The organism is Stenotrophomonas veracruzanensis (assembly GCF_032911525.1).
Classification (GTDB): Bacteria; Pseudomonadota; Gammaproteobacteria; order Xanthomonadales; family Xanthomonadaceae; genus Stenotrophomonas; species Stenotrophomonas africana.
The window spans coordinates 17,471-32,337 of the sequence record NZ_JAWJTI010000015.1 but is presented as its reverse complement, the minus strand read 5'-3'; the positions used below and the strand labels follow the sequence as shown (position 1 = coordinate 32,337).

Here is a 14,867-nt window from a genome sequence, read left to right as displayed (position 1 = left end):
CAGTTTCAGCCACCAGCGGGGACCGTATGGCCCCGCCGGGGGCACCGCAGCTTACTCCGAGCCGGCCAACTGGCGCTGCCCGGCCATCAACATGGCGTCGCTGGAGGCCTGGAACACCCGCAGGCCAAACGCCGGCAGGATCGCCAACAGGTGGTCGAAGATGTCCGACTGCACCGCCTCGTACTCGCCCCAGGCAGTGCTGCGGGTGAAGCAGTACAGCTCCAGCGGCAGGCCTTCGGTGGTCGGCTGCAGCTGACGTACCAGCAGGGTCATATCGGTATGGATGCCCGGGTGGCTGCGCAGGTAGCGCTCCACATAGGCCCGGAAGGTACCCAGGTTGGTCACGCGACGGCTGTTGACCTCGGCCACGCCCTGCTCGCGCAGGCGCCCGTTCCACTGGCCCAGCTCCTGCTCCTTGGCCTGCAGGTAATCGCGCAGCAGCGCGAACTGGCCGAGGAAGGCCAGGTCGCCCTCATCCAGGAAGCCGACGCTGTGCTGGTCCAGGTACAGCGCGCGCTTGATCCGGCGCCCACCGGCTTCCTGCATGCCGCGCCAGTTCTTGAACGACTCGGTCACCAGCTTCTTGGTCGGGATGGTGGTGATGGTCTTGTCGAAGTTCTGCACGGTGATGGTGTGCAGGGCGATGTCGATCACATCGCCATCGGCGTTCTGGCTGGGCATCTCGATCCAGTCGCCGATGCGCACACGGCCATCGCCGCTGATCTGCACGCTGGCCACCAGCGACAGGATGGTGTCCTGGAAGATCAGCATCAGCACCGCAGTGGCTGCGCCGAGGCCGGTCACCAGCGGGCCCAGCTTCACCCCCAGCAGGGTGGCGACGATCGACAGGCCGGCGGCCACGAACACCACGATCTTGACCACCTGCAGGTAGCCCTTGATCGGCTTGTTGCGCGCATCGGGCTTGCGCTCGTACAGGCTGTTGGCCGCGTCCAGCGCATGCGAGAACGCCATCGACACCGTCAGTACGGCCCACACGATGCACAGCTTGATGATGACGTTGACCAGGCCCGGCGGCAGGTCGGGGATGAGGGTGATGCCCGAGGCGATCACCTGGCTGGGCACCACGTTGGACAGGCGCGAAATGACCCGCATCAGGTGGCTGCCACGCCCGGACTCGGCACCCGGCAGGCGCTGCAGCAGGCGCCGCAGGCCACGCACCAGGATGCGCTTGGTCACCCAGTTGGCCAGGCCGGCTGCGATCAGCAGCGCCGAGATCATCAACGCCAGGTAGGCGCCGGGATAGGGTTCCAGTGTGTTCTGCAGCTTTTCCAGCCACTGTACCGCCACCACCGCGTCCACCATCAGTTGTCTCCTTTCTTCATTGCCGTTGAGGTTGCCGGCCAACGGCCGGCACTACCGGGTCTGCTGGCCAATGGCCGGCGCGACCGGGTCAGTCCCGCGAACGTTCGATGATCACGCCCACCGCGCGCGCACCGCGCACCGCGCCCGGCTTGCTCAGCTTCAGGCGCAGCCACTTCACGTCGAATTCGTCCAGCACAATCTGCGCGCAGCGCTCGGCCAGGGTCTCGACCAGGCCGAATTCCGATTCGCGCACGAACTGCTCCAGGCGCTTGCTCACCGCCTTGTAGTTCAAGGTATGGGCGATGTCATCGGTGGCAGCGGGGCGACGGTTGTCGAAACCCATTTCCAGGTCGAACACCAGGTCCTGGCGGATCCGTCGTTCCCAATCGTAGATCCCGATCAGGGCGTCGATCGTCAGCCCTTCGATGAAAACCTTGTCCATTGCGCGTACCGGCACGAATACAGGCGGCCATGGTAACGGCACGGCGGTGAGCCTGCCCGGAACGGGCGGTGAGCGGTCGGCAGGGAGACGGCGCCGGAAAAGACAAAGGGCCCCACTAGCAGGGCCCTTTGGTACTACCGTTTGTCCCCGGGGGGAGCTGGAATCCAGCCGCGAGTCCCGGTGGCGCAGGCACGCAGATTAGGCAAGGACCAGATCGCCGGTCAAGGCCAATTCCGACAGGGCAGGTCAGGTATTCGTCCGAGGCAAAACGCAGAAAATCAGCCGCGCGGACAACGACGTTCCCTGATGGTCGCCGCCGCCCACTCTGGCGAACATCGATCCCTCCTTCACCACCGCTCATGACGATGGCTCCATACGATGTACTCCGGCGCGCGTTGTCAGCGGAGCGCCTGTCTACTTACGAGAGAATCGCATCGACCTGCAGCCCCGACGTCACAGCCGAATCCCTGTACCTGTGGAACATGCGGATGTGCAGTGCACTGATGATGCCGGTCCATCTGTGCGAAGTGGTCACCCGCAACGCCGCTGCAGTTGTGCTCGCCCGGCAGCATGGCCCGCGTTGGCCCTGGAATGATGCCTTCCGACGCAGGCTGCCAACCTCATCCAGTACTTCTCCGCGCACGGCACTGGAACAACTTGCCAGCCGCGTAACCGATACACCTGGGATCGTCGCCAACCTGCCAATGGTGTTCTGGCAGCAGCTCTTCACCTGTCGCTTCGACTCCACGCTTTGGATACCCGCACTCAGCAGGGTTCTGCAGCATGCTCCCTCTGCTCATCCCAGTGCCGTCAGGAAAGCCATCCATGCGGATATCGGACGCATCCGCCACCTACGCAACCGCATCGCCCATCACGAACCCATCCTGGAACGCGACATCGGCGCCGACCTGGCCGCGATCGGGCGGCTGATCCACGCCCGCTGCCCGCACACGCTGGGCTGGCTGCAACGCCATGAGCGGGCGACGACGGTATTGGCCGCGTCGCCGTTGGCAGGGCGTCGGTAATGCGTCCGCCGGGCGTGGCCCGGCGCTACCGGATCACACCGCCGGCAGGGTCGCCATGTCCCAGCGCGGGGTCACATCCACCTTCGGCGGGCTGTGCTGCCCGGCCTGCAGGCGCAGCGCGCCGGCGAAGGCGATCATCGCGCCGTTGTCGGTGCAAAGTGCCGGCCGCGGGAAGCAGGCACGGCCGCCGAGACGCTCGGCCATCTGCTGCAGGCGGGCGCGCAGGCGCTTGTTGGCGCCGACACCGCCGGCCACCACAATCACGTTGGTGCCGGCCGCTTCCAGCGCGCGCTCGCACTTGATCGACAGGGTCTCGACCACCGCATCTTCAAAACCACGGGCGATATCGGCACGGGTCTGCTCGCTCTGGTCGCTGTCGCGCCAGGCCATCAGGACCTGGGTCTTCAGGCCGGAAAAGCTGAAATCCAGCCCCGGACGGTCGGTCATCGGCCGCGCGAAGCGGTAGACACCCGGCGTGCCCTGCTCGGCCAGCCTGGCCAGCTGCGGCCCGCCCGGATAGGGCAGGCCCATCATCTTGGCGGTCTTGTCGAAGGCCTCACCGGCAGCATCGTCCAGAGTCTCGCCCAGCAGGCGGTACTGGCCGATGGCGTCCACTGCCACCAGCTGGGTATGGCCGCCCGATACCAGCAGCGCCACGAACGGCGCTTCCGGCGGGTCGTCTTCCATCAGCGGGGCCAGCAGGTGGCCTTCCATATGGTGTACGCCCACCGCCGGCACCTCCAGCGCCCAGGCCAGCGAGCGGGCCACGCCCGCGCCCACCAGCAGCGCACCAACCAGGCCGGGGCCGGCCGTGTAGGCCACGCCGTCGATGTCGTCTACGCCAAGGCCAGCTTCTGCCAGGGTCTGGCGCACCAGGGGCAGCAGCTTGCGGACGTGGTCACGGCTGGCCAGCTCGGGCACCACACCACCGTACTCGGCGTGCAGGGCGATCTGGCTGTAGACCGCATGGGCGCGCAGGGCCGCGCTGCCGGCAAGGTCGGTGTCATACACCGCCACGCCGGTCTCATCACAGGAAGATTCGATGCCAAGGACTCGCATGCCTGCTATTATGACGCCCCTGCCGTCCCCTCGGGGAACGTGCAGATCTCACTGCTTTCGAACCCCCGGCCCGTATTCAGGGTTGGCCGCTTGCAGTTTGTTGATTCGCCGCTATAATGTGCGGCTCGCCGGGCGTGACCCGGTTCTACTGTGTCCCGGAGATTCCATGCCCAGCGTCAAAGTCCGCGAGAACGAGCCCTTCGAGTTTGCTCTTCGCCGCTTCAAGCGCACTTGCGAAAAGGCCGGTGTGCTGGCCGAAACCCGCAAGCGCGAGTTCTACGAAAAGCCGACCCAGGAGCGCAAGCGCAAGGCCGCCGCTGCTGTGAAGCGTCAGCTGCGCCGCTCGTCGCGCGACGTCACCAAGCGTCAGCGCCTGTACTGATCGGACGCATCTTCATTGCGGCGGGCCTGCCTGTCGCGATGGAGCCGAAGCCGGCACGCGCGAGCGTCGCCGGCTTTTTGCGTTTCCGGGTTCGGGCATCCGCCCCGCCCCACCTACCACCACGAGGTTCCTCATGAGCATGAAGCAGCAGCTCACCGAAGACATGAAGGCCGCCATGAAGGCGGGCGAGAAGCACAAGCTGGGCGTGATCCGCCTGATCAACGCCGCCATCAAGCAGCGCGAAGTGGACGAGCGCATCGAGCTGGATGACACCGCCGTGATCGCCGTGCTCGACAAGATGGTCAAGCAGCGCAAGGACTCGGTCAGCCAGTTCGAAGCCGCCAACCGCGAAGACCTGGCCGAGATCGAGCGCGCCGAGATCGTGGTCATCGAAGCCTACCTGCCGGCCAAGATGGGCGAAGCCGAGATCGTGGCCGCCATCCAGGCCGCCATCGCCGAGACCGGTGCTTCCAGCCCGGCGGACATGGGCAAGCTGATGGGCGCACTGAAGCCCAAGCTCGCCGGCCAGGCCGACATGGGCCTGGTCTCCAAGCTGGTCAAGCAGCAGCTGGCGTAAGCCATTGCCGGGGTCGGATCCCTTTCGCAACGCGGAAGGGCTCTGACCCCATTGATGCACCCGCTTCACCGCACCTTCGTCGGTCGCCTGCTACAACCGCACACATGGTTGAACCCGAGCCCAACGTTCCCGTGTCACTGCACAAGTACATCAAGCGCCTGCAGGACAGCTTCCCGATGGCGGTGGCCAAGCGCTTCATCGACGTCGACGTGCTGACCCAGGCAGCTTCCGTCTCCTTCTACGCCCTGCTGTCGATGGCACCGTTGCTGGTGCTGCTGCTGTGGCTGACCGCCTCGCTGTACCCACCGGCCCAGCAGGCGCTGATCGACCAGATCAGCTCGGTGGCCGGCAGCAGCGCGGCTACCGTGGCCGAAACCGTTCTGAAGAACGCTGACAACCAGCCGGATGTCGGCTCGCTGGCGGGCGTGTGGAGCACGCTGTTGTTGTTCGTCGGCGCCACCGCCGTGTTCGCCCAGCTGCAGAACGCACTGAACCTGATCTTCCGCACCAGCGGCGAGCGCCTGGAAGGCCTCAAGGCCTGGCTGCGCAAGCGCGTGTTCTCGTTCGGCGTGGTGCTGGCGCTGGGCTTCCTGCTGATCCTGTCGATGACCGCCACCACGGTGCTGCAGGTGGCCTTCGCGCAACTGCCCTCGATCCTGCCCGCGCTGGGGTACGTCACGAGCCTGCTGCTGTACGCGGTGGGGTTCGCCTTCATGTACCACTACCTGCCCGACCGTCGCGTGGCGTGGCGCCAGGCCTTCATCGGCGGCGTCATCACCTCGGCACTGTTCGCGCTGGGCCGCTATGGCATCGGCGTCTACATCGCCACCGTGGCCCCCGGCAGTGCCTACGGCTCGATGGGTGCGCTGGTGATCTCGCTGGTCTGGATCTACTACGCCACCGTCGTGTTCTTCGTTGGCGCCCTGATGACGGCGGTGATCGATGAGCGCCTGCGCGCGCGTCATCACCTGGCCGCAGCCGGCATTGATCCGGCAACCGCCAGCCAGGTGCCCGACAGGGGGTAAACTAGGCCGACCGCCCCCGGTTCCGTCGCGTGGTCCTGCACCGCGCCCTGCCCTGTTGCCCATGGCCCGTATCCCCGACGCTTTCATCGACGATCTGCTCGCCCGCTCCGACATTGTCGAGGTGGTGGGCAGCCGCGTGCCGTTGAAGCGACAGGGCAAGGAATACGCAGCGCGCTGCCCGTTCCATGACGAGCGCTCGGCGTCGTTCACGGTCTCGCCCACCAAGCAGTTCTATCACTGCTTCGGTTGCGGCGCGCACGGCACCGCGATCAGCTTCCTGATGAACTACGACCGCCTCGAGTTCCTCGACGCGGTGGATGAACTGGCCAAGCGCGCCGGCATGGAAGTGCCGCGCAGCGAGAACCCGCGCAGCCCCCAGCAGCAGGACGACAGCCGCGAGCTGTATTCGGCGCTGGACGCGGCCACCAAGTTCTTCCAGAAGAATCTGGAGGGCAGCGAGAAGGCACGCAGTTACCTCGATGGGCGTGGCGTGGACGAAGAGAACCGCGCGCGTTTCCAGATCGGTTACGCCCCGGACGGCTACAGCGGCCTGCGCGACGCGCTGGGCAAGGACGAGCGGCGCATGAAGCTGCTCGACCGCGCCGGCCTTTTCTCGAAGAACGACCGCGGCCACGTCTACGACAAGTTCCGCGACCGGGTGATGTTCCCGATCTTCGACCGCCGTGGCCGGGTGATCGCCTTCGGCGGCCGCGTGTTCGAGAAGGACGACGGCCCCAAGTACCTCAACTCGCCCGAAACCGCGCTGTTCCACAAGGGCCGCGAACTGTACGGCCTGTGGCAGGTGCGCCAGGCAAACCAGAAGATCGAGCGGCTGATCGTGGTCGAGGGCTACATGGACGTGGTCTCGCTGTTCCAGTTCGGGGTCACCCAGGCGGTGGCAACGCTGGGTACCGCCACCACGCCGGACCATGCCGAGCTGCTGTTCCGCAACGCGCCGGACGTGTTCTTCTGCTTCGACGGCGACGCCGCCGGCCGCCGCGCCGGCTGGAAGGCGCTGGAGTCGGTGCTGCCGCGCATGAAGGATGGTCGCCAGGCCTTCTTCCTGTTCCTGCCCGATGGCGAGGACCCGGACACCATCGTGCGCAAGGAAGGTGCCGAGGCCTTCAACGAGCGCCTGAAGCAGGCCACGCCGCTGTCGCAGTTCTTCTTCGACGAGCTCACCCGCGAGATCAACCTGGGCACGCTGGACGGCAAGGCACGCCTGGCCGAGCGGGCCAAGCCGATGTTGGCGCAGATTCCCGACGGTGCCTTCGGCGACCTGATGAAGCAGCAGCTGGCGCAGCTGACCGGGCTCGGCGGCAACGCCCCGTCTGCGCGCGCGCCGATGCCTCAGCGCCAGCCGGCACGCACTATTCAACCGGTGGCCAAGCGCAGCCTGGTGCGCGGCGCGATCGCCGTGCTGCTGCAGCAGCCGTCGCTGGCACTGACGCTGGGTGGCAAGCACCACTTCCAGGGCCTGCGCCTGCCGGGCGTGGAGCTGCTGCTGGAGCTGCTGGGCCTGGTCGAGCAGCGCCCGGACATCAGCACCGGCGCCCTGCTGGAGCACTTCGACGGGCGAGAGGAACAGGCGTCACTGCACACGCTGGCCGCACAGACGCTGCCGGGCGACGACGCGATGTGGACCCAGGAACTGCACGATGCCGTGGCCCAGCTGGAGAAACAGCTGCTGGTGCAACGTCTGGAGGAGTTGTTGGCAAAGCAGCGCCAGCAGGGTCTGGACGATACTGACAAATACGAACTGCGCGAGCTGTTGAAGGCCCGCGCCGGACTGCGCTTGTAGCGGCAGGACGTTTTCACGGAGAGGACCATGCTGCTGCGCCTGACCTGCCTGCTGTTGTTGTCGCTCTGCCTGCCGCTGGCTGTCCTGGCTGCGGATACCCCGCTCAATGAAGTCCGCCCCGGCCTGTATGCCGGCGGCCAGCCCAGTGCCGCACAGCTGCGCGAACTGGCCGCACAAGGCGTGCGCACCGTGATCGACCTGCGCCAGCCTGGCGAGGACCGGGGTTTCGATGAAACCCGCGTGGCCGAATCGCTGGGCCTGCGCTATGTGCGCATTCCGGTGGCCGGTGCCGAGGGGCTGGATGCAGCCAATGTGCGCGCCGTGCATCAGGCCCTGCGGCAAAGCCAGGGACCGGTGCTGCTGCACTGCGCCTCCGGCAACCGCGCCGGTGCCGTGCTCGGCCTGGTCAACGCACGCTACGAACACGCCAGCCCGGAACAGGCACTGCAGCTCGGCCAGCGCGCCGGCCTGAAGTCACTGGAAGCCGCCACCCGCCAGCGCCTGGCCACGCCGATCACTTCGCCCTGAACCCTCCGCACCAAGGACTCTGCCCACCATGACCCGCTGGTGGTCGCGCCTGCGACCGGACAACTTCACCCTCGCCCTGCTGTGCACCGTGGGCCTGGCCTCGCTGCTGCCGATGAAGGGCGCCGCCGCCATCGTCCTCGATGACGTCACCACCGTCGCCATCGCCGCGCTGTTCTTCCTGCATGGCGCGCGCCTGCCGCGCGAGTCGATCATCGGCGGCATGCTGCACTGGCGGCTGCACCTGACCATCCTGGCCTGCACCTTCATCCTGTTCCCGCTGCTGGGGCTGATGTTCAAGCCGCTGTCGGGCTGGCTGCTGACTCCGGAGCTGTACCTGGGCGTGCTGTTCCTGTGCACCCTGCCCTCCACCGTGCAGTCGTCCATCGCGTTCACCTCGATGGCCCGCGGCAATGTACCGGCAGCGGTGTGCAGTGCCTCACTGTCGAGCATCCTCGGCGTGTTCCTGACCCCGCTGCTGCTGACCGCGCTGGCCGGCACCTCCGGCGGTGTGCACGACCCGCTGCATGCGATCGGCGGCATCATGCTGCAGCTGCTGGTGCCGTTCGTCGCCGGCCATCTGCTGCGGCCGTGGATCGCCGGCTGGGTGGAAAAGCAGCGCGCGCTGCTGCGCTACACCGACCAGGCCACGATCCTGCTGGTGGTGTACTCGGCGTTCGGCGAAGCCGTTACCGAAGGCTTGTGGAGCAAGACGCCGCTGCTGTCGTTGCTGGCCGTGGCAGTGGTGGCCGCGGTACTGCTGGGCATCGCCATGCCGCTGATCACGTTCATCGCCCGCCGCCTGCGTTTCAACCGCGAGGACGAGATCGCCATCGTGTTCTGCGGCTCGAAGAAGAGCCTGGCCACCGGCGTGCCGATCGCCAAGGTGCTGTTCGCCGGCGGCAGCCTCGGCGCGATCGTGCTGCCGGTGATGATCTACCACCAGATCCAATTGATCGTCTGCGGCGTGATCGCGCAGCGCTATGCGCGGCGCAAGCCCTGAGCCGCAAATCCATCCACGCATGGCGTGGATCTACTGTAGAGCCGAGCCCATGCTCGGCTGGCGGTTGAACGGCGCGTGGATGATCACCAGACAGAATCGCTGTCCAGCAGCCGCGCCACGCTGAAGCGCGGCAGCCATACCTGCAGGTCATAACTGCGGTCACCAGCAGTGTGCCGCCTGGGCGACTCACCGTTGTAACTGGGCAGCGGACGTACACCAAAGCGTTGAGGTGCCGTGCAGCCCCAGCCTTCCCCGCCACGCGCCTCGATACGCACGTTGTAAAGGTCCAGATCCTTCAGCAGTGCCGTCATTGGCGGGTACGCAATCATCTTCGGCTGCGTACGCATGCCATGTACGTTACCGGTCAGCACCAGCAGCCGCCCGTTCTTCGGCAGCGCCCGCGCGCGTGCTCTTACTTCTTCGGCCATCACCCGGTCACGCGTACCAGTGCCGGCCATGTTGGCGGGAAGCATGCGATCAAAGCCGAACACCTGCACGTCGCGCCCTTGGCTGCGCAGCACGCGTACCGCCTCGATCAGCTCAAGCATGTCCTCGCTGCGACGGCCGTCATGCATCCGGCTGCGGACGTTCCAATACGTCGTGCCACGCAATGCAGCGCGCGCCTCGGCTGTGCCGGCAGACGCCGTATAGGTCGCCAGCGCGGCGTTCTCGTCGGTCGGCAGCTCCAATGCCAACCGCACCGGTGTGCCATCGGCCGCGTAGGCCTCCATCAGCTCCCGTACCAGCAGCGGGGTCTCGCGGGTGCCGTGGAACTCACCCAGTACCAGCAGGCGATGGTCACCGGCATGCTGGCGGATCTGCGCGGCGGTGTCGTCGGCATGCGCACTGAGGGCCATGCCCAGCGCCAGCAGCAGCGCGGCGGTCCAGCGGAAGATCGAATGCATCCCTGCGCCTTCCTTTCCTTGGGGTCAGGAACAGCAATGGCGACGCAGCTGGAAGAGATCAAGTGCAGCGCCGAGCCCACGCTCGGCTGCTTCTCCGATCAGCCCTCAGCCGAGCATGGCTCGGCTCTACAGTTGATCCACACCATGCGTGGATACACCAACCGGTCACAACCAGGGCAGGATCCAGTGGTCCACCAGCAGGAAGGCGAACAACGCCATCAGGTAGACGATGGAGTAATAGAACATCTTCATCGAGAACAGCTCGTCCGGCGGGTTGAGCATGCGCCAGGCATACCAGAGGAACACGGCGTTGAGCACGATCGCACCGCCCAGGTAGAACGCGCCGCTCATGCCCACCAGGTACGGCAGCAGGCACACCAGCGCCAGCACCACCGAATACACCATGATCTGCTTGCGGGTATGCACCACGCCGTGGGTCACCGGCAGCATCGGGATCTCCGCCTTGGCGTAGTCCTCGCGGCGGAAGATCGCCAGCGCCCAGAAGTGCGGCGGCGTCCAGATGAAGATGATCAGCACCAGCAGCGACGAGTACGCCCAGTCCGACGAGCCCTGCATGCCGGTCACCGCCGCCCAGCCCAGCATCGGCGGCATCGCGCCGGCCAGGCCACCGATGACGATGTTCTGCGAGGTCGCGCGCTTGAGGTACACGGTGTAGATCACCGCGTAGCCGATCAGCGAGGCGAAGGTCAGTACGGCGGTGATCAGGTTCACCCACAGCACCAGGATGGTCATCGACAGCACGATCAGCACGCCGGCGAACACCAGCACCTGCCACGGCTTGACCTTGCCCACCACCAGCGGACGCCACGAGGTGCGCGCCATCTGCGCATCGATGTGCGCATCCAGCAGCTGGTTGATCGCAGCCGCGGCCGAGGCCGCCAGCCAGATGCCGAGGAAGCCGAGCACGCCGGCGCGCACCTGCTCCCAGCTGGGCACGCCCGGAATGGCCAGGACCATGCCGACCAGGGCGGTGAAGACGATCAGGGCGACGACCTTGGGCTTGGTCAGGTCCCAGTACTGGCGGTAATTGGAAAACATGGGATCAGTCCGGGGCACGCAGGCGGGCCAGCAGGCTGACCAGTACGAACAACAGGGCAACGGCCACGCCGTTGTGGGCCACCGCCACTTCCAGCGGCAGCGCCAGCTTCACATTGAGGATGCCGAGGGTGACCTGCAGCACCAGCAGCGCGATCAACGCGCTGGCCCAGCCACGCATGCTCGGCAAGCGGAACAGGCGCACGCCCAGCCACAGCAGGTAGACAGCCACCACCACCGCGAACAGGCGGTGCGCCATCTGGATGGCGATACGCGAGGCGCCATCCAGCACGCCGCCTTCGTAGTCCACGCCGATGCCGCGCCACAGGGTGAAGCCCTCGACGAAGTTGTGCTGCGGCCACCACTGGTTGGCACAGCGCGGGAAGTTGTCCAGCGAGGCGCTGCCGCCGCCGCAGGCCAGCGCCGCGTAGTTGGCGCTGACCCAACCGCCCAGCGCGATCTGGGTGACCAGCACCGCCACGCCGATGCGCAACAGCCACTTCAGCTTCGGTGCTTCGGCCAGGGTGATCGGCATGTGCGTGGCGCGCCAGGCCATCCACACCAGCAGCGCGAACATCAGCATGCCGCCCAGCAGATGGCCCATCACCACGATGGGTTTGAGCAGCAGGGTCACCGTCCACATGCCCAGCAGGGCCTGGAAGATCACCACCGCCAGGGTCAGCAGTGCAGCGCGCGCCAGGTCGATGTTGCTCCAGCGCAGCGCGGCGATCAGCAGGATCGCCTCGCCGATCAGCGCCAGCGCGCTGGCGGTGCCATGCCAGCCCATCATGTACAGCGGTATGCCGGCGGCCACCAGTACGCAGGCGGTCACTACCGCCGTGCTTCCGAATCGCCGCTTGCGCGTGGCCAACAGCGCCAGGGTCAGGATCTCGATGCCCAGCGCGCCGGCCAGGAAGCGGTGCACCTGCTCACGCCAGGCCTTGTGGGTCTCCAGCGGGCGGATCTCCGCCGCCGGGTGGCCGATGGTCTCTTCCACGTGCTGCGGCCAGGTGGCCTGGCCATAGCAGGTCGGCCAGTCCGGGCAGCTCAGGCCGGCATCGGACAGGCGCACGAAGGCGCCGAACATGATCGTGCTCGCGGTCATGATCATGGCGAACCACGCCAGGCGGTGGAAATTGCGGTGCAGCGCCGGACGCGCGGAAAGGCTCATCAAACGGGACTCACTTCAGTTTCAGCAACGTGGCCATGTCCTTGCGCAGGCCACCCAGGTCGGTGCCCGGGGCATGACGCATGATCACGAAGCCGTTCGGATCGATCACGTAGACCGGCAATCCCGCCGGATCATCGACGCCAGGCAGCGCCGCGCGCAGGGCTGGCGACGGAGCCAGCGGCCGCAACGCGGGCAGCGAGGCGATCGACGCCGGTGGCGTTCCCAGCCACAGAATCTCGACATTATCGGCGTTATGGCCGAACAGCTGCCACACCTTGCCCAGTCCCTGCGACAAAGTGACGCACTGCGCGTCGCAGGCGCCGGACGGGGCCACCAGCAGGCGCCAGGTACGGGCCTCGGGATTCCACGGATAATGCTGGCCGCTGGCCAGGGTGGGCGCCTGCTGGCGCAGGTCCACCGGCGGCTTCAGCAGCTGGCCGGCATTGCGGTGCCCGGTCGGCTGCCAGCCGGTGAAGCGCAGCACGGCGGCCAGCGCCATCGCCCCGAAGAACACGGCAAACAGCAGCACCAGGGTCCGGCGGCCGGAGCCGCGCGCCTGCGGGGACGTAGCAGTGTTCATGCGGGGCATTTTCTCATGGTTGGGTAAGGGATGCCGGTAGTGCCGGCCGCTGGCCGGCATCCAGGAAACCGAGGGATTGCCGGCCAACGGCCGGCACTACCGGGTAATCACGCGCCTCCGGCGCCACTCCAGCACCAGCGCGACCACCAGCACGGTCAGGGCCAGCCCGAACCACTGCACGGCGTAGCCCAGGTGACGCTGCGGCGGCAGTGTGTTCGGCAACAGGTCCAGGTCGCGCTCATCGCCGAATGGCAGTGCCGGGTCCAGGCGCAGGACGCGGTCGGGCAACGCCTGCAGCCCCAGCGCGCGCGCCAGCCCCTCGGCCGGCAACCGGCTGGCCAGCCAGCGCCCGGCCTCACCGGTGGTGGAGAACGCCGGGCCCAGTGCCAGTCCAGCTGACGGCGGCGGCGCCAGCAGCCCACGTACGGCCACCGGCGAAGGCGGCGACGGCACATCCGGCAGGGTGCGATCCGGCGGCAGCGCGCGCCAGCCGAGATCGACCAGCAGCACGCTGCCTTCGTCACTGCGGAACGGGCGATAGATTTTCACCCCGGCGCGGCCATGCCGGGTCTGGTTGTCCAGCAGCACCACGCCGGGCAGGAAGCGGCCGTGGTCGGCCACGCCGTGCAACGCGCCGGTCGCCGCGAGTGCCTGCGACAGCGGCAATGCCTGTGCCACAGCTGGACCCTGCGCATCCAACATTGCCTGTTTGGCATGCATGCGCTGCAGCTGCCACAGCCCCAATGCGGTGAAACCGGCCATGGCCAGCACTGCCAGCAGCCATCCGATCACGCGCGTGTGCTGGCGCATCATGACAAGTCCGCGCAAACGCGGTCAGATAGGCCCATCCACCCTGCCCTCGAGCCGCGCATGAGTGATTCGTTGAAGACCCTGCTGGTAATCGCGTTTCTGATTGTCATCGTCTGGAATCTGGGCGCCGGCCTCTATTACCTGCTGGTCGACCGCGGCCAGACCAAGCGCACGGTCAACGCACTGACCCGCCGCATCGCGGTATCGGTGGCGTTGATCCTGCTGGTGATCGTGAGCATCTACATGGGCTGGATAAAACCGCACGGCATCGGCGGCTGAGGCCACCGATGCGTGCGTGGTCAAAGCACGTAGACGAACATGAAGAGCATCAGCCACACCACGTCGACGAAGTGCCAGTACCACGCGGCGGCTTCGAAACCGAAATGGTTGTCGCGGGTGAAGTGCCCCTTGGCCGAACGCAGCCACATCACGATCAGCATGATCGTGCCCAGCAGCACGTGCGCGCCGTGGAAGCCGGTCAGCATGAAGAACGTCGAACCATAGATGCCAGAGCCGAGCGTCAGGTTCAGCTCCTTGTAGGCGTGGATGTACTCCTCCGCCTGCAGGGTCAGGAAGCCCAGGCCGAGCACCACGGTCAGGCCCAGCCAGATCAGCAGTTGGCGGCGGTTGCCGGCCTTCAGTGCGTGGTGGGCGATGGTCAGGGTCACGCCGGAGGTCAGCAGGATCAGCGTATTGATCAGCGGCAGGCCCCAGGCCGGAATGGTCTGGAATGCGCCACCGATCGCCGCCGGGCCGTTGGTCGGCCAACCTGCCGAGTAGCCCTGCCAGAGCAGCTCGTTGGTCATCACCCCGCGACCTTCGCCACTGAGCCACGACAGGCCCAGGTTGCGGGTGTAGAACAGTGCGCCGAAGAAGGCGCCAAAGAACATCACCTCGGAGAAGATGAACCAGATCATCCCCATCCGGAATGAGCCATCGACCTGGTGGTTGTAGTTGCCGGCCTGCGATTCGCGCACCACGTCGCTGAACCACCAGAACAGGGTCAGCACCAGCATCGCGATACCGATGTAGAACGTCCAGCGCCCCCAGCTGGCATCGTTGAGCCAGCTGGCCACGCCGACCATGGTCACCATCATCGCGATGGAACCCACGAACGGCCATTTGCTCTGGGCCGGGACGAAGTACACGTTGGCGTCGGTCGGTGTCTGGGCCATGTCGGTAT

Annotated in this window: 17 protein-coding genes; 8 read left to right on the top strand and 9 right to left on the bottom strand. The window is 66.6% G+C overall.

Annotated elements, in window-relative coordinates; translation table 11 throughout:
- Window positions 1–51: 51 nt before the first annotated feature.
- Both R1H25_RS11510 and folB read right to left on the bottom strand, forming a co-directional pair.
- Complete coding sequence (locus tag R1H25_RS11510) at window positions 52–1,323, bottom strand: mechanosensitive ion channel domain-containing protein (protein WP_317223631.1); 1,272 nt, start codon at window positions 1,321–1,323, stop codon at window positions 52–54.
- A gap of 88 nt (window positions 1,324–1,411) precedes the next feature.
- Complete coding sequence (gene folB, locus R1H25_RS11505) at window positions 1,412–1,765, bottom strand: dihydroneopterin aldolase (protein ID WP_005415016.1); 354 nt, start codon at window positions 1,763–1,765, stop codon at window positions 1,412–1,414.
- A 359-nt stretch (window positions 1,766–2,124) separates the two neighbouring features.
- On the opposite strand from folB, the gene R1H25_RS11500 reads away from it, so the two are divergent.
- Entirely contained in the window at window positions 2,125–2,790 is a 666-nt protein-coding gene (locus R1H25_RS11500; RefSeq protein WP_317223630.1) for a hypothetical protein, read from the top strand.
- A gap of 33 nt (window positions 2,791–2,823) precedes the next feature.
- On the opposite strand, the gene tsaD is transcribed toward R1H25_RS11500, so the two are convergent.
- Window positions 2,824–3,849 carry a tRNA (adenosine(37)-N6)-threonylcarbamoyltransferase complex transferase subunit TsaD gene (gene tsaD, locus R1H25_RS11495; RefSeq protein ID WP_049449411.1) on the bottom strand — a complete coding sequence of 342 codons (1,026 nt, stop codon included), beginning with the start codon at window positions 3,847–3,849 and terminating at the stop codon, window positions 2,824–2,826.
- Between the two features lie 166 nt (window positions 3,850–4,015).
- Between tsaD and rpsU the strand changes: the two genes are divergently transcribed.
- From rpsU to R1H25_RS11465, 6 genes are all read left to right on the top strand, one after another.
- The gene (gene rpsU, locus R1H25_RS11490) at window positions 4,016–4,231 is read left to right on the top strand and encodes a 30S ribosomal protein S21 (protein ID WP_002808376.1); all 216 of its coding nucleotides are present in this window, start codon (window positions 4,016–4,018) and stop codon (window positions 4,229–4,231) included.
- Between the two features lie 133 nt (window positions 4,232–4,364).
- The gene (locus tag R1H25_RS11485) at window positions 4,365–4,808 is read left to right on the top strand and encodes a GatB/YqeY domain-containing protein (RefSeq protein ID WP_099590220.1); all 444 of its coding nucleotides are present in this window, start codon (window positions 4,365–4,367) and stop codon (window positions 4,806–4,808) included.
- Between the two features lie 104 nt (window positions 4,809–4,912).
- Window positions 4,913–5,833 carry a YihY/virulence factor BrkB family protein gene (locus tag R1H25_RS11480; protein WP_049396179.1) on the top strand — a complete coding sequence of 307 codons (921 nt, stop codon included), beginning with the start codon at window positions 4,913–4,915 and terminating at the stop codon, window positions 5,831–5,833.
- A 61-nt stretch (window positions 5,834–5,894) separates the two neighbouring features.
- Window positions 5,895–7,634, top strand: a complete 1,740-nt coding sequence (gene dnaG, locus R1H25_RS11475) for a DNA primase (protein WP_317223629.1) — start codon at window positions 5,895–5,897, stop codon at window positions 7,632–7,634.
- Between the two features lie 27 nt (window positions 7,635–7,661).
- Entirely contained in the window at window positions 7,662–8,162 is a 501-nt protein-coding gene (locus tag R1H25_RS11470; protein ID WP_317223628.1) for a protein tyrosine phosphatase family protein, read from the top strand.
- A gap of 28 nt (window positions 8,163–8,190) precedes the next feature.
- On the top strand, window positions 8,191–9,162 hold the full coding sequence (locus R1H25_RS11465; protein ID WP_049449416.1) for a bile acid:sodium symporter family protein: 972 nt from the start codon (window positions 8,191–8,193) through the stop codon (window positions 9,160–9,162).
- An 83-nt stretch (window positions 9,163–9,245) separates the two neighbouring features.
- Here the strand turns inward: R1H25_RS11465 and R1H25_RS11460 are convergent, their stop codons facing one another.
- The 5 genes from R1H25_RS11460 to R1H25_RS11440 form a co-directional block, all read right to left on the bottom strand.
- Window positions 9,246–10,067, bottom strand: a complete 822-nt coding sequence (locus R1H25_RS11460; protein ID WP_049449418.1) for a hypothetical protein — start codon at window positions 10,065–10,067, stop codon at window positions 9,246–9,248.
- 165 nt (window positions 10,068–10,232) lie between these two features.
- The gene (gene cyoE, locus R1H25_RS11455; RefSeq protein ID WP_005407798.1) at window positions 10,233–11,126 is read right to left on the bottom strand and encodes a heme o synthase; all 894 of its coding nucleotides are present in this window, start codon (window positions 11,124–11,126) and stop codon (window positions 10,233–10,235) included.
- Between the two features lie 4 nt (window positions 11,127–11,130).
- Window positions 11,131–12,294: a heme A synthase gene (locus tag R1H25_RS11450; protein ID WP_057501836.1), complete on the bottom strand. Its 1,164-nt coding sequence runs from the start codon at window positions 12,292–12,294 to the stop codon at window positions 11,131–11,133.
- Between the two features lie 10 nt (window positions 12,295–12,304).
- The gene (locus R1H25_RS11445; protein WP_317223627.1) at window positions 12,305–12,874 is read right to left on the bottom strand and encodes a hypothetical protein; all 570 of its coding nucleotides are present in this window, start codon (window positions 12,872–12,874) and stop codon (window positions 12,305–12,307) included.
- A gap of 96 nt (window positions 12,875–12,970) precedes the next feature.
- Entirely contained in the window at window positions 12,971–13,687 is a 717-nt protein-coding gene (locus R1H25_RS11440; RefSeq protein ID WP_317223626.1) for an SURF1 family protein, read from the bottom strand.
- Window positions 13,688–13,744: 57 nt separating this feature from the next.
- Here R1H25_RS11440 and R1H25_RS11435 point away from each other — a divergent pair, with 57 nt between their 5' ends.
- A complete protein-coding gene (locus tag R1H25_RS11435) occupies window positions 13,745–13,963 on the top strand; it encodes a twin transmembrane helix small protein (protein ID WP_005412025.1) in 219 nt (72 codons plus the stop codon).
- A 20-nt stretch (window positions 13,964–13,983) separates the two neighbouring features.
- On the opposite strand, the gene R1H25_RS11430 is transcribed toward R1H25_RS11435, so the two are convergent.
- Complete coding sequence (locus tag R1H25_RS11430) at window positions 13,984–14,859, bottom strand: cytochrome c oxidase subunit 3 (protein WP_005412024.1); 876 nt, start codon at window positions 14,857–14,859, stop codon at window positions 13,984–13,986.
- Between the last annotated feature and the right edge of the window lie 8 nt (window positions 14,860–14,867).